The organism is Aquitalea sp. LB_tupeE (genome assembly GCF_013391415.1).
In the GTDB taxonomy this organism is placed as follows: domain Bacteria; phylum Pseudomonadota; class Gammaproteobacteria; order Burkholderiales; family Chromobacteriaceae; genus Aquitalea.
This window is the reverse complement of the sequence record NZ_JACAXB010000002.1, coordinates 143,873-157,915: the sequence shown is the minus strand read 5'-3', so window position 1 is coordinate 157,915 and position 14,043 is coordinate 143,873. Positions and strand designations below refer to the sequence as shown.

Sequence of the window (14,043 nt, the reverse complement as noted above, 5' to 3'; positions counted from 1 at the left end):
CTTGAACCGCGCGAAAACACCATGCTGCTTACCTTTCCGGATAGTCCCTTCCGTTTGCACCAGCCCTTCCCGCCTGCCGGCGACCAGCCCACCGCCATTGCCCAACTGGTGGAAGGCCTGGAGGACGGCTTGTCCTATCAAACCCTGCTGGGGGTAACCGGTTCGGGCAAAACCTTCACCATGGCCAATGTCATTGCCCGCACCGGCAGGCCGGCCATCATCATGGCGCACAACAAGACGCTGGCAGCGCAGCTGTACAGCGAAATGCGCGAGTTTTTCCCGGAAAATGCAGTCGAGTATTTTGTTTCCTACTACGACTACTACCAGCCGGAGGCTTACGTTCCCAGCCGCGACCTGTTCATTGAAAAAGACTCCAGCATCAATGAACACATCGAGCAGATGCGTCTGTCCGCCACCAAATCCATTCTGGAGCGGCCGGATTGCATCATCGTGGCCACCGTGTCGGCCATTTACGGTATTGGCGATCCGTCCGACTACCACCAGATGATTTTGCATCTGAAGGAAGGGGAAACCACTCCGCAGCGCAGCATCATCAGCCGCCTGACCACCATGCAGTACGACCGCAACGATGTGGATTTCGGCCGTGGTACCTTCCGGGTGCGTGGCGATGTAATCGACATTTTCCCGGCGGAAAGCAGCGACACCGCCTTGCGCGTCAGCCTGTTTGACGATGAAGTGGAAACGCTTACCCTGTTCGATCCGTTGACAGGCGTCACCAAACAGCGGGTGGGCCGCTATACCGTGTTTCCGTCCAGCCACTATGTGACGCCGCGCGACACCGTGCTCAAGGCCTGCGAAAAGATCAAGCTGGAGCTGGCCGAGCGCATCGAGTGGTACCAGAAGGAAGGCAAGCTGGTGGAGGCGCAACGCATCGAGCAGCGCACCCGTTTCGATCTGGAAATGCTGTACGAGATGGGCTTTTGCAAGGGCATCGAAAACTACTCGCGTCATTTCTCCGGCCGCGCGCCGGGCGATGCTCCACCCACGTTGATTGACTACCTGCCCAAGAACGCGCTGATGTTCATCGACGAATCCCATGTCACCGTGCCGCAGGTGGGGGCGATGTACAAGGGCGATGCCGCGCGCAAGAGCAATCTGGTGGATTACGGTTTCCGCCTGCCTTCCGCCGTGGACAACCGGCCACTGAAATTCCACGAATTCGAAAAGCTGATGCCGCAGACTGTGTTTGTGTCTGCCACCCCGGCTACTTTTGAAAAAGAACACGCCGGACAGGTGGTCGAGCAGGTGGTGCGCCCTACCGGTCTGGTCGACCCGGTGATTGAAATCCGCCCGGTAGCCACTCAGGTGGACGATTTGCTGTCGGAAATCCGCCTGCGCATGGATCTGGGCGAACGGGTATTGGTAACCACGCTGACCAAGCGCATGGCCGAGCAACTGGCCGATTACTACACCGAGCACGGGGTGAAGGTGCGCTATCTGCATAGCGACATCGACACCGTGGAGCGGGTGGAAATCATCCGCGACCTGCGCCTGGGCATGTTCGACGTGCTGATCGGCATCAACCTGCTGCGCGAGGGGCTGGATATCCCCGAGGTCAGCCTGGTGGCCATTCTGGACGCGGACAAGGAAGGCTTCCTGCGCTCGGACCGCTCGTTGATTCAGACCATAGGCCGCGCCGCGCGTAACCTCAACGGCAAGGCCTTGCTGTACGCCGACCGCATTACCGACTCCATGCGCCGCGCGATGGACGAAACCGAGCGTCGTCGTGCCAAGCAACTGGCATTCAATGCTGAGCATGGCATTGTGCCGCAGGGCATCAACAAGAAGATCAAGGACATCATCGACGGCGTGTATAGCGTGGAAGACCAGCGCAAGAAGCTGGTGGACGAAGCACAGGTGGCGATGATGGACGAAAAGACGCTGGCCAAGGAAATCAAGCGTCTGGAGAAGGAAATGATGGAAGCGGCACGCAATCTGGAGTTCGAAAAAGCCGCCCGTCTGCGCGACGAGTTGAAAGCACTGAAGGAAAAGATGTTCATCAGCGATCTGTAAGCACTGTTGTCGTGCCAACAAAAAGCCCCGTCGGAGTTATGCCGGCGGGGCTTTGTTATCGGGTGACGGTGCGTGTCAGGCCAGCTGGCTGGCCGCCTGTGCTGCAAGCTGCTGCTTGCGATAGCGTTGCGCCAGCACGGCGCAGGTCATCAGCTGGATCTGGTGAAACAGCATCAGCGGCAGCACGATGGAGCCGATGGGGTGGCCGGCAAACAGCACCTTGGCCATGGGCACGCCACTGGCCAGGCTCTTTTTCGAGCCGCAAAACACGATAGTGATCTGGTCGGCCTTGTCAAAACCCAGCTTGCGGCTGGAGTAAGCAGTCAGTCCCAGCAAGATGGCTAGCAGCAGGCCACATACCACCAGCAGGCCCAGCAAGGATAGCGGCGGGGTTTGCTGCCACAGGCCGGTTATCACGGCTGCACTGAAAGCGGTGTACACCACCAGCAGGATGGAGCCTTGATCCACATAGCGCAGCAGCGGCTTGTGCTTGTCCACCCAGCCGCCTATCCAGCGGCGGGCAATCTGGCCGGCAATAAAGGGCAGCAACAGCTGCAATACGATGTCGGTGATGGAACCCATGCCCTGGTCGCTGCCGTGATGGCTGATCACCAGCATGCCCACCAGCAAGGGCGTGATGAAAATACCGAAGATATTGGACGCGGTGGCGCTGCAAATGGCCGCCGGGATATTGCCTTGCGCCATCGAGGTAAAGGCAATCGACGATTGCACTGTGGAGGGCAGCATGCACAGGTAGAGTACACCCAGATACAGCTCCGGCGTCACCAGCGGTCCCAGCAGCGGTTTGAGCGCCAGCCCCAGCACCGGAAACAACACAAAGGTGCAGGCCATCACGGTCAGGTGCAGCTTCCAGTGGGTGGCACCGGCAATCACCGCTTCGCGTGACAGTTTGGCACCATGTAGGAAAAACAGCAGGCCGATGGCCAGGATGGTGATCAGGTTCATGGCCTGGGCTACCTCGCCCTGACAGGGCAGCAGGCTGGCCAGGGTCACGGTGGCAATCAGCGCCAGGGTAAAGGAATCAATCATTTTCAGCATGAGCATGCCCTATTGCAGCGGGAAATCAGCTTGCTATTGAACCGTGAAACCATTCAGACTACAAATTGATTTATCAGATCAATAGATAAGAAAAAGTCATGAATATCAGTTTGCGCCAGTTACAGGTGTTCCGTGCGGTGGCACGTCTGCGCAGTTTCAGCCGGGCTGGCGATGAAATCGGCCTGACCCAGCCAGCGGTCAGTCGCTGTATCCGCGAGCTGGAGGCGGAGCTGGGCATGCGCCTGCTGGACCGCACCACACGCGAAGTGGAGCTGACTGCCGCCGGTCTGCGTTTTGCCGGTCAACTGGCCCGTTTGCTGGACGAACTGCAATTGCTGCTGGAAGAAGCGCGCAAGGAGGGCGAACAAGCCCATGGCACCGTGCATATCGCCAGCAGCCCCACTTTGTCGGCCAGCTTGCTGCCTAGCTTGCTGGCGCAGTGCGCCCGTCAGTTTCCGCATATTCGGCCGGTGTTGCACGACCAGGTGCAGCGGCTGAATGTGGAAAGCGTGCGCAGCGGCGAGGTGGATTTCGGCATCGTGGTGGAACCCGGCGTGGTAGACGATCTGGAATGCCAGCCTTTGCTGGATGACGGTTTCTGGCTGATCTGCCGCGACGACCACCCGTTGGCTGCCCTCACCGCCGTACCGTGGCAGGCGCTGGACGGACTGCCGCTGGTGTTGCTGGATTACAGTTCCGGCAGCCGCCCGGTGATTGACCGCATTCTGGCCAGCCAGGGCGTGCACTGCCCGGTGGCACAGCAGCTGGGGCATTCCAGCTCGGTCTTCCAGATGGTGCAGGCGGGTATCGGCATCAGCGTGTCGCCGGGCCTGGCACTCCCGCTGCCCGCCGGTGCCAGTCTGACGGTGCGGCCACTGCTGCCGGAACAGCGCCGTAGCATCATGCTGATCCGGCGGCGGCAGCGTTCGCTCTCCCCGGTGGCTGAGCGCCTGTGGCAACTGGCCCTGCAATTGGGGCCGCAATTGCAGGCCTTGGCCAGTCAGCATGTGGGCGGTGTGGTGGCTTGAGCCTGCGCCGAGCAGATTGGTCAGCCCGGCGGGTTTTCTGCTAGCCTGCCAGCATTTTCTGCCAGCAGACTTTTCCGGATCATCCTGATGAAAAAACCACTGTACTCCCTGATGTTTTGTGTTGGCCTGTTGCTGACCGGTGCCAGTCTGGCGGATGAAACCATCGTGCTGTTTCGCCATGCGGAAAAACCGGCGGCGGGCCTGGGACAGCTCAGTTGCCAGGGATTGAACCGGGCGCTGGCATTACCCGCGGTGCTTGCCGCCCGTTTTGACCGTCCGGCAGCCTTGTTCGCGCCCAACCCCGGCATCCGCAAGAAAGACGGTGGCGTGCCGTACAATTACATCCGCCCGCTGACCACCATCGAGCCCACCGCCATCCGTCTGGGCTTGCCGGTGAACACCGACTTTGGCCTGGATGAACTGGATGCGCTGGAGGCAGCCATCACCAGCCCGGCCAACCGGGACGCCACCGTGTTCGTAGCTTGGGAGCACCGGCTGGTGGCCAAAATGGCGGCGCAATTGCTGGCACGTTACGGCGCAGACCCGGCCCAGGTGCCGGATTGGCATTACAGCGATTTCGACAGCCTGTATGTCGTCACCTTGCAGCAGCAAGATGGACGCACCATCGCCCGCTTCCGAGTGGAAAAGCAGGGTTTGAACAATCAGGCGCAGACCTGCCCTGGTGAAAAGTGATTCGGCAGAACATGGCCCTGCCCATGCCGACTTGATGCTATCGGCGACAGCTTGAGCATGTGCATATCAGTGCGTTGACGCCTTGCTGCGATGCAATATAAGTCAGACTTTTCCGAGTGATGACAGACAGGTATAGTGCTGCCCGGCTGTATCGGTAGCGCCAGCTAGCACCCTGGCCGTGGTGCAGCCACAAAGCCATGGCCGCTAGCGGCCGGCACCTGGTCCATCACTTTGTCTGACACGCTCAATGATGAACGCTCCTGCCACTGTCACTTTCAATCCATGTCTGGATTGTGGCGCCTGTTGCGCCAGTTTTCGTGTTTCCTTCTACTGGACCGAGGCGGTCAGCCTTGATCTGCCCGATACCGCGCTGGAACAAGCCAGCCCCTGGCATGCTTGCTTGCGTGGTACCAATCAGCCTGCGCCACGCTGCCTGGCCTTGCAGGGCGAAGTAGGGAAGTCCGTGTCCTGCAGCCTGTATGACCAGCGTCCCTCGCCCTGTCGGGAGGTACAGGCTGGTGATGCGCAATGTTGCAAAGCCAGGCACAAGCATGGCCTGCCGGCGTTGCGCATTCTTGCACACAGTGAAGGCTGACGCGGGCTACAGGCTCTGGGACAGGATGGTTCTGTACTTGCCCTGCCCGGCAAGCAGCTTGCTATTCAATTGAATCTCTACAAAACAAGGCTTTAACCGGTAAGTGCCAGCCTGGCCTGGGTATTTGCCAGTTTCATGTCGAATGAATCCTGCTGTCCGTTTGCTGCGCAGCACCGGCTGCGTGCTGCTTCTGGCATATCAGCTTGCTCAAAACAGCTACCGAAATGCACATTTTCTTTCTATAACCCTGGTACTGGAGGCAGTTAATTTTCATCCATTAATTTAAAGTTGAGCAAAAATGACGAACAGAAGCCGGTCGCCGTGGAAAGTTTTCCTGTTTGCCCGCTTGTGCTACCTGCTGCTTGGCTTTGCCATGGTGCTGATTATCAGTGAGTTGGCCATGCAGCGCTGGTCTGCCGGGCGTCTGGCCAGCGCGCGCGCAACTGATCCAGCAAGAGGCCATGCCGCAGCTGGAGCGCAAGCAAAAGCTGGTGCAGGACATGTTCAACACCATGTATGAAAACACCCGCACCATCAGCCTGATGCCCAGCGTGCGACAAATTCGTGGTGGCAACCGGGCGGATGAAAAAGAAGACGTGGTGGCCAACCACCGTTTTACCGCCGATGCCTTTCTCACCGTGCAGCAAGTGTTCAACAATCTGGTCAGCCGTACCCGGGTGTCAGAAGTTTATGCGGTGGTGGAGGGGCTGGACTTCAAAAAGGGTCAGGTACCTTTTTTCATGTTTGATACCGTGCGGCTGGAGCCGGAAGCCGCCAAGAAAGAAGAAGACGAAGCCAAAAGCAAGGACCCGGATAAACCCGAAGAGCTGGAAGACGAGGAATACGGCTATTTCCCTATCCAGATGGCAGAATTGAAGGCGGCCCACCCGCGTTTCGATTTCAAGGTACTGGATGACATACCGGCGGCCACTTCGCCGCTGATGCGCACCTGCGACAACAGGCAGTACTACTCCAAATCACTGTGTAATGTGTACGATGCTTCCGGCTTTCTTTATTCCGTGCCGGTCTACGACTTGCAGCACCAGTTCATCGGTGTGGTGTCGTCCATCGTGCGCGCCAACGTGTTTGAGGCGGCATTGCTCAACATGCCTTTTCTGGTTCTTACGCCCAAAGACAAGGAAGAGGCCGCGAAAACCGGGCTGAAAATGCCGGAGGAAGCCGGTAATTTTGCGCTGGTGAACGCCGAGCGCGGTATCCGCATTTTCGACCGCCGCAATACTGTGCTGCCAGACCTGCTCAGTGGCAAGCAACAGGCAGCTGCGCTGGGCGGCGCCTGGCTCAGCCTGCCCTTGAACATCCATAGCGACAAGCCATGGACTCTGTATTACTACCTGACACCGGCACAGCTGGAAAAACAGCTGGCTCCCTTGTATGCCAGTCAGCGCAATACCATGTTGGTGGTGCGACTGGTGCTGAGCCTGCTGTTTCTGTTCGGGCTGTTCGTGGTGTACCGCCAGTATCAAACTTTCAAGCAGATTTACGATCTGCGTCGCATCGAATCCACCATGATTGCCGTGGCAGAGAACTTCGACCTGACCCAGCGAGTGGAAGACTTGTGCAGCAAGCAGGCGGCCAGGGCAGGCGAGGCCCTCAATCGCCTGTTGCAAGCCCTGCAGGACGGCATGTTGCAAGTTGAACGCTGCCTGCAGGCCGTGGTGGAAGCCAACCGTAATATGGGTGTTACCTCACAGCATTTGAGCACGGTGGCCGAGACGGGCGAGCGGGCATCGCAGCATATCGATCAGGCCTTGCAGCAATTGAACGGCGGCATGCTGGACATCCTGCACAAGGTGGACAAGGCCGCCACGCTGTGTAGCGATTCGGCCGAGCTTGCACACCAGAATAAATCCATCATTCATACTGCGCTGAATGACATCCGTTCGGTGTCTGCCACCGTGGGACAAACCGCCAGCTGCCTGCATCAGCTGCAGGATTCCAGCGCCGCCATTACCAAGATTGTCGGCGTTATCGAATCGCTGGCCGAGCAAACCAATTTACTGGCACTGAATGCTGCCATCGAGGCCGCCCGTGCCGGAGAGGCTGGTCGCGGTTTTGCCGTGGTGGCGGACGAGGTCCGCAAGCTGGCAGATTCCACCAGTCGTTCTACTGGCGAAATCGAAACCATCGTCAAATCCATCAGCAGTCAGGTACGGGTTGCCGTAGCGGACATGCAGCAAGTGGAGGACAGCGTGGCCACCAGTGTGCACAACATCAATCGGGCCGGGGAGTCGGTGCAAACCATCAGCCAGCAGGCAACCGAAGTGGTGCAACTGGTGGGTGGGGTCAGCCAGAATGTGGCCGAGCAACAACAAAGCTGCGCCGACCTGGCAGACGATGTGAGCGGTATTGCCGGTGGTGCCTCGGAGACCCGTAGTGAGGCTGATGCCACTGCACATGCGCTGACTTGCTGGGTGGCCGGGCGTCTGCACAGGCCTACTACTGATGGTGTATGGCAATGCGGTGCGACGCCATTTATGTTCAATTGATCCGGGATGTATGTCACGATTAGTTACTAAAGCATACAAACAAAACAGTCATTTGCTGCTGTCTCAGCATGAATTAGGTTGATCGCAGCATGGTTGCTTCCGCAAGAACCCGTTTCATCCGCCTGGTGGTCTGTGCCTATTGCGTACTGGCCATGCTGTGGATATTGCTGTCCGACAGTCTGCTGTCTTTGCTGGCAAACCCTGCCACCATGTTGGAACTCTCAACCTGGAAAGGTGCCGTCTTCGTGCTGATGACGGCAGCGCTGCTGTATTTCTCTTTGCGTGCCGTGCCGCCAGCCGAACACAATGCCGCCGCCGGCCTGCTGGAAAGCTGGTCGGAACGCATGAGCAAAGAACGCATCCCTGCCTGGCTAGGTTATGTGTTTGCCATTGCGGCCGTGCTGGCAGCACTGGGGCTGCGCCAGATCGTGCCCATCAGCATTGATCAACGTCCCATGTTCATCATGCTGATGTTCCCGGTGCTGATGGCTGCCTTGCTGGGAGGCATGGGACCGGGCCTACTGGCCACCCTGCTGGCCATGCTGGGTACCGACCTGATGGTCACGCCACACTTCCACAGCCCGGAAAGTACGCCGGTTTACACCTTGCAATGGGGTTTTCTGGGCCTGTGCGGTATCACGGTCAGCCTGTTCAGCGGCATGCTGCGGCGGCTGGCACAGCGCAACGAAACCCATCGCAACCTGCTGGATGCCGTGGTCAGCGGCACTTCCGATGCGGTTTTCGTCAAGGACAGGCAGGGCCGCTACCTGCTGGTGAATGAAGCGGCATGCCACTTTGTTGGCCGCACGGCGGCAGAGATCATCGGTCAGGACGACCGTACCTTGTTCGACACGGATTCCGCGGCCAGCCTGATCGCGCTTGATGCCGAAATCATGCAGGCAGCTACCTTGCATACCCATGAAGAATGCGTGCGATTACCGCATGGGCCGGACATGGTGTTTCAGGTCAGCAAGGGGCCGGTATTTGGCCAGGATGGCCAGGTGGTGGGCTTGTTTGGCATATCGCGCGACATTTCCCGCCACAAACAGGCGGAGCAGTGGCTGCGGGATAGCAAGGCGGAACTGCTGGCGGCACAACGACTGGCCGGCATCGGCAACTGGAGCTGGGATGTGCTGCAGGACAAGCACAACTGGTCCAGCGAGATCTACCACATCTATGGCCGTGCCACCGACTTGCCCCCGGCGGTGTATCCGGAAGTGGCCAGCTACTTTACAGCGGAGAGCTGGGCCAATCTGTCGGCCCTGGTCGAACAATGTCTGCGTGATGGCCATGCTTACCAGTGTGATGCCGAGGTGATACGCCCGGATGGCGAGCACCGCTGGATCACCGCCCGTGGCGAGGCCGTGTGCGATGAGGAAGGCCGTGTCCTGCGTTTGCAAGGCACGGTGCAGGACATCAGCGAGCGCATGCGCCTCACCATGCAGATACGCAGCAGCGAACGCCGCCTGCAACAAGTAGTGGAAGCCACCAGTGACGGTTTCTGGGACTGGGATCTGCGCACGGGCTACGTCTACCGTTCGGCCCGCTATTTCTCGCTCACCGGCTATGCGCCGGAAGACGATACCCACGACGTGGATTTCTTTCGCAAGCTGTTGTTCAGCGATGACCTGGAAGTCTGGCAACAAGCGCTGACCGCCCACCTGCGCGGTGAAACCAGCCAGATGGAGTTTGACATCCGTCTGATGACCCGCAGCGGCGAGTTGCTTTGGGTGCGCGTGCGTGGCCGGGCGGTGGAACGCAGCCCCACCGGTGAGGTCTGGCGGCTGGTGGGCACGCTATCCGACATTACCGAGCGGCGGCGGCTGGATGACGATTTGCATCTGGTACTTAATGAAGCGGGAGATGCTATCTGGATTGCCGATGAAAACGGCCATTACCTGTTTGCCAATCCCTCCGCCTGCCGCATGACCGGGCACAGCCAGTCGCAGATACTGCAAATGCACATTGTCGATTTGCTGGCACCCTCCAGCCAGGCCACGCTGCCCGCGCATTTACTGGCCTTGCAGGACCAGCGTTTCATTCGCTCGGAATGGGAGCTGAATCGTGCCGATGGCGGGGTGGTGGTGACCGAGCTGACCACTGTGCGCATGCAGGATGGCCGTTACATGGCGTTTGGCCGTGACCTGACGGAAAAGAAAGCGGCCGAACAAAGACTGTTGTTCCGCGAGCAGCAACTGGCACGGGTGATTGAAGGTTCCGACCAGGGCTATTGGGACTGGAACGTGCAAACCGACGATTTTCAGGTCAGCCACCGCTGGAAAGCCATGCTCGGTTATGCGGTAGACAGCGGACCGGTCAGCAGGCAACAGTGGTTAACCCACATCCACCCCGAAGATTTGCCGCAGGTGGAAAGCAGCATGCAGCGCCATCTGGACGGACTTAGCCCGACTTATGAAATGGAAATGCGCTGCCAAAGCCTGAGTGGTGGCTGGCGCTGGATTCTGTCGCGTGGGCGGGTGGTGGAACGTGATGCCGAAGGTCGGCCATTGATGATGTCCGGCACCCACACCGACATTACCGAACACAAGATACATGCCCAGGCGCAAAAAGAAGCCGCCGTGGTGTTTGACAGCAGTTACGAAGGCATTATGGTGGTGTCCCCGGCAGGGCGCATTACCAAGGTCAATACCGCGTTTACCCGCATCACCGGCTATACCGAGCACGAAGCCATCGGCAGCTCTCCCGCCTTGCTGTCCTCGGGTCAGCATGGGCCTGGTTTCTATCAGGAAATGTGGGCCATGGTGCGCCAGCATGATTTCTGGCGTGGCGAAATATGGAACCGGCGCAAGAATGGCGAACTGTATGCCGAGTTGTTGTCCATTTCCGTGGTGCGCGACCAGGCTGGCCAGATCCAGCACTATATCGGCATTTTTTCCGATATCACGCAGCTCAAGGCGCATGAGGCCGAACTGGACCGCATTGCCAATTTCGACCCGCTTACCGGCGTCCCCAACCGCAGGCTGCTGTCCGACCGCATGGAGCAAGCCCTCACCCGCAGCCGTCGCACGGAGCAGTGCTGTGCCGTGTGCTTTCTGGATCTGGACGGCTTCAAGACCGTCAACGACCAGCACGGCCACGAAGCGGGCGACCAATTGCTCATTGCGGTGACCGAGCGGCTCAAATCGGTACTGCGCGCCGGCGACACCCTGGCACGGCTGGGCGGCGACGAATTTGTGCTCTTGCTTTCCGACCTGGCCGGCAACGAAGAATGCATGCCCATTCTGGATCGCATTCTGGCGGCCGTTGCGCAGGAGGTGCCGCTACCCAGTGCCATCATCAGCACCAGTGCCAGCGTGGGTGTCACCTTGTTTCCGCAAGACGATGCCGATGCCGATACCCTGTTGCGGCATGCCGACCAAGCCATGTACCAGGCCAAAGAAGCGGGCAAGAACCGCTACCAGCTGTTTGACCCGGAAGGCGACCGCAAGGCACAGCTGCATCGCCGTACGCTGGAGGCTTTGGGGCAGGCTTTGCAGCAAAAGCAATTCCTGCTTTACTACCAGCCCAAGGTGGATCTGGAAGACGGGCGGCTGATTGGTGTTGAGGCGCTGATCCGCTGGCAGCATTCCGAGCGCGGCCTGCTGGCCCCGGCAGACTTTCTGCCAGTATTGCAAGGCAGCGCGCTGGAACTCACCTTTGGCCGCTGGGTGCTGGAGCAGGGCGCGGCCCAGGCGGCCAGTTGGCAACAACAGGGCATGGCGCTGGCGGTCAGCCTGAATGTCAGCGCCAACTATCTGCTGCACCCGGATTTTTGTCCGGACTTGCAGCAGGTATTGCGCAACCATCCGGCGCTGGATCCATCGCTGTTGGAGTTGGAGGTGCTGGAGTCGGCTGCGCTGGATGACATGGACCAGGCCTTAAAGGTAATGCAGCAATGCCGCACCCTGGGTGTGCATTTTGCGCTGGACGACTTTGGCACCGGCTATTCCTCGCTGACTTACCTGCGCAAGCTGCCGCTGGATACCCTGAAAATCGACCAGAGCTTTGTCATGGGCATGCTGGATGATGCCGACGACCTGGGCATTGTGGCCGGGGTGATACAACTGGCCGCCGTCTTCAAGCTCCAGGTCATTGCCGAAGGTGTGGAAACCATGGCACATGGCATGGCCCTGCGCCAATTGGGCTGCAGCCTGGTGCAAGGTTATGGCATTGCCCGGCCGATGCTGGCACAAGCGCTGCCGGACTGGATACGGCAGTGGCAGCGGCAGGCCGCCTGGCAGCAAATGGATCAAGACCCAGCCATCTGAAGCATTGAGCAAGGGCAAGAATGATAACAAGACGAAATACCGTGTTGGGCTTGTGTACATTGCTGTGCAGCGTGTTGGCACCAGGCGTGGGTGCGGGGAGCCGGCGCGCCGTGGTGTTGCAGATCGGCTTTGGCAGTAACAAGCCACCTTATGTGTTCGAGGCAGAACAGCGCGGGCTGGAGTTTGACATTGTGGTGGCGGCGGCGCGGCGCGCCGGCATGGAAGTGCAGCCTTTCTTTGCCCCGATGGAGCGCTTGCAGGGCATGCTGCAGCAAGGCCGTCTGGATGGGATTGCCACCACCAATCCCTATAGCAAGCTCAAGGCTTATTTCTCACAGCCCTATATGGAGTATCACAATGTGGCGGTCGCGCTGGCGCAGCGCAAACTGGTGTTGAACGACATCGCCGACCTGTCACGCTATTCCGTCAGCTCCTTCCAGCGCTCCCGCCAGTTGCTGGGGCCGCAGTTCGAAGCCATGGCCAATGGCAATCCGCGTTATCGCGAAGAGGGCGACCAGCAAGTACGCAACCTGCTGCTGTACGCTGGCCGGGTGGATGTCATTGTCGGCGATTGGCGTATCATCCAGTATTTCAACCGCCAGTTACCGCCCGAACTGGTAGCCAGGCAAGCCTTGACCGTCTATCCGCTGTTTCCGGCCACACCCTACCAGATGGCCTTTCGCTCTCAATGGCAACGTGACAATTTTGATCGTGGCTTGGAAATGCTGCGCAAATCCGGCGCTTACCGCGAGATTGAGGCGCGTTACGACCATGTGCCTTAGTGACCGTACCGGACAGCAGGATGGAATGCTGGCACAATGCCGCCTTTTCGCCGATCTCCCGTTGTCAAGGAAGCTGCATGACCGCCAAGCCGCCTGCCAGGCATAAACCCGCCCCTGCCAGCCTGCATCTCCGCAATCGCCATCAGGGACAGTATGACTTTGCGGCGCTGGTTGCAGCCTGCCCGGCGCTCAAGCCTTATGTAAAACCCAATCCCCACGGCCTGCCCAGCATAGATTTTGCCAATGCCCAGGCCGTAAAGCTGCTCAATCGGGCCTTGCTGGCCCAGCAGTATGGCGTGCAGCAGTGGGATATTCCGTCCGGCTATCTGTGCCCGCCCATTCCGGGACGTGCCGACTACATTCATGCATTGGCCGACCTGCTGGCCGGGCCTGGCGGCACCATACCGCATGGCAGCCAGATCCGCCTGCTGGATATCGGCACCGGTGCCAACCTGGTTTATCCCTTGCTGGCCCATGCCGAATATGGCTGGGACTGCGTTGGCAGCGATATCGACCGCCCGGCACTGGCCAATGCCCAGGCCATCTTGCAGGCCAATCCGGTTTTTGCCGCCCATATTGCCTTGCGCCACCAGACGCGTGACGACGCCATGTTCAGCGGTATCTGGGAAAAGGGCGAGCGGTTTGACCTTACCCTGTGCAATCCGCCTTTTCATACCAGCCGCGCCGCCGCGGCCGAGGGCAGCGAGCGCAAATGGCGCAATCTGGGCAAGGGCAAGCAGCTGGCCAGTGCGCGCGCACCAGCGCTGAATTTTGGCGGGAGGGATCGTGAACTGTGCTATCCCGGTGGTGAAGTTGCTTTTATCAGCCGGATGATTGAGGATAGCCGCCGTTTTGCCCGGCAATGCCTGTGGTTTACCAGCCTGGTGTCCAGTGCCGACAGCCTGCCTGCATTACAAGCCGTCTTGCGCCATGCCGGGGTGAAACAAAGCCAGCTTATTGCCATGGCGCAAGGACAAAAACGCAGCCGTGTGCTGGCATGGAGCTTTCTGGATCAGCCCGCCCGGCAAGCCTGGGCCGCGCGCCGCGACTAGTCGGAATAGTCGGGGTGTCAGCGCC

At 59.3% G+C, this 14,043-nt stretch carries 9 protein-coding genes; 8 read left to right on the top strand and 1 reads right to left on the bottom strand.

The annotated features are described in order from the left end of the window. Nucleotides 1-21 precede the first annotated feature (21 nt). A complete protein-coding gene (gene uvrB / locus HWX34_RS00725) occupies nucleotides 22-2,034 on the top strand; it encodes an excinuclease ABC subunit UvrB (RefSeq protein WP_178970513.1) in 2,013 nt (670 codons plus the stop codon). A 75-nt stretch (nucleotides 2,035-2,109) separates the two neighbouring features. Here the strand turns inward: uvrB and HWX34_RS00720 are convergent, their stop codons facing one another. Next, the gene (locus HWX34_RS00720; protein WP_255496513.1) at nucleotides 2,110-3,093 is read right to left on the bottom strand and encodes a bile acid:sodium symporter family protein; all 984 of its coding nucleotides are present in this window, start codon (nucleotides 3,091-3,093) and stop codon (nucleotides 2,110-2,112) included. Nucleotides 3,094-3,191: 98 nt separating this feature from the next. Between HWX34_RS00720 and HWX34_RS00715 the strand changes: the two genes are divergently transcribed. The 7 genes from HWX34_RS00715 to rlmF all read left to right on the top strand — a co-directional run bounded on the left by HWX34_RS00715 (nucleotide 3,192) and on the right by rlmF (nucleotide 14,018). After that, entirely contained in the window at nucleotides 3,192-4,121 is a 930-nt protein-coding gene (locus HWX34_RS00715; RefSeq protein WP_178970511.1) for a LysR family transcriptional regulator, read from the top strand. 87 nt (nucleotides 4,122-4,208) lie between these two features. Beyond that, nucleotides 4,209-4,814: a hypothetical protein gene (locus tag HWX34_RS00710; protein ID WP_178970510.1), complete on the top strand. Its 606-nt coding sequence runs from the start codon at nucleotides 4,209-4,211 to the stop codon at nucleotides 4,812-4,814. Nucleotides 4,815-5,061: 247 nt separating this feature from the next. Beyond that, a complete protein-coding gene (locus tag HWX34_RS00705) occupies nucleotides 5,062-5,409 on the top strand; it encodes a YkgJ family cysteine cluster protein (protein ID WP_255496512.1) in 348 nt (115 codons plus the stop codon). 389 nt (nucleotides 5,410-5,798) lie between these two features. Continuing rightward, entirely contained in the window at nucleotides 5,799-7,916 is a 2,118-nt protein-coding gene (locus tag HWX34_RS21530; RefSeq protein ID WP_178970509.1) for a methyl-accepting chemotaxis protein, read from the top strand. An 89-nt stretch (nucleotides 7,917-8,005) separates the two neighbouring features. Beyond that, nucleotides 8,006-12,184 carry a PAS domain S-box protein gene (locus HWX34_RS00695; protein ID WP_178970508.1) on the top strand — a complete coding sequence of 1,393 codons (4,179 nt, stop codon included), beginning with the start codon at nucleotides 8,006-8,008 and terminating at the stop codon, nucleotides 12,182-12,184. Between the two features lie 20 nt (nucleotides 12,185-12,204). Next, nucleotides 12,205-12,966: an ABC transporter substrate-binding protein gene (locus HWX34_RS00690; RefSeq protein WP_178970507.1), complete on the top strand. Its 762-nt coding sequence runs from the start codon at nucleotides 12,205-12,207 to the stop codon at nucleotides 12,964-12,966. Between the two features lie 77 nt (nucleotides 12,967-13,043). Further along, complete coding sequence (gene rlmF, locus HWX34_RS00685) at nucleotides 13,044-14,018, top strand: 23S rRNA (adenine(1618)-N(6))-methyltransferase RlmF (protein ID WP_178970506.1); 975 nt, start codon at nucleotides 13,044-13,046, stop codon at nucleotides 14,016-14,018. Nucleotides 14,019-14,043 lie beyond the last annotated feature (25 nt).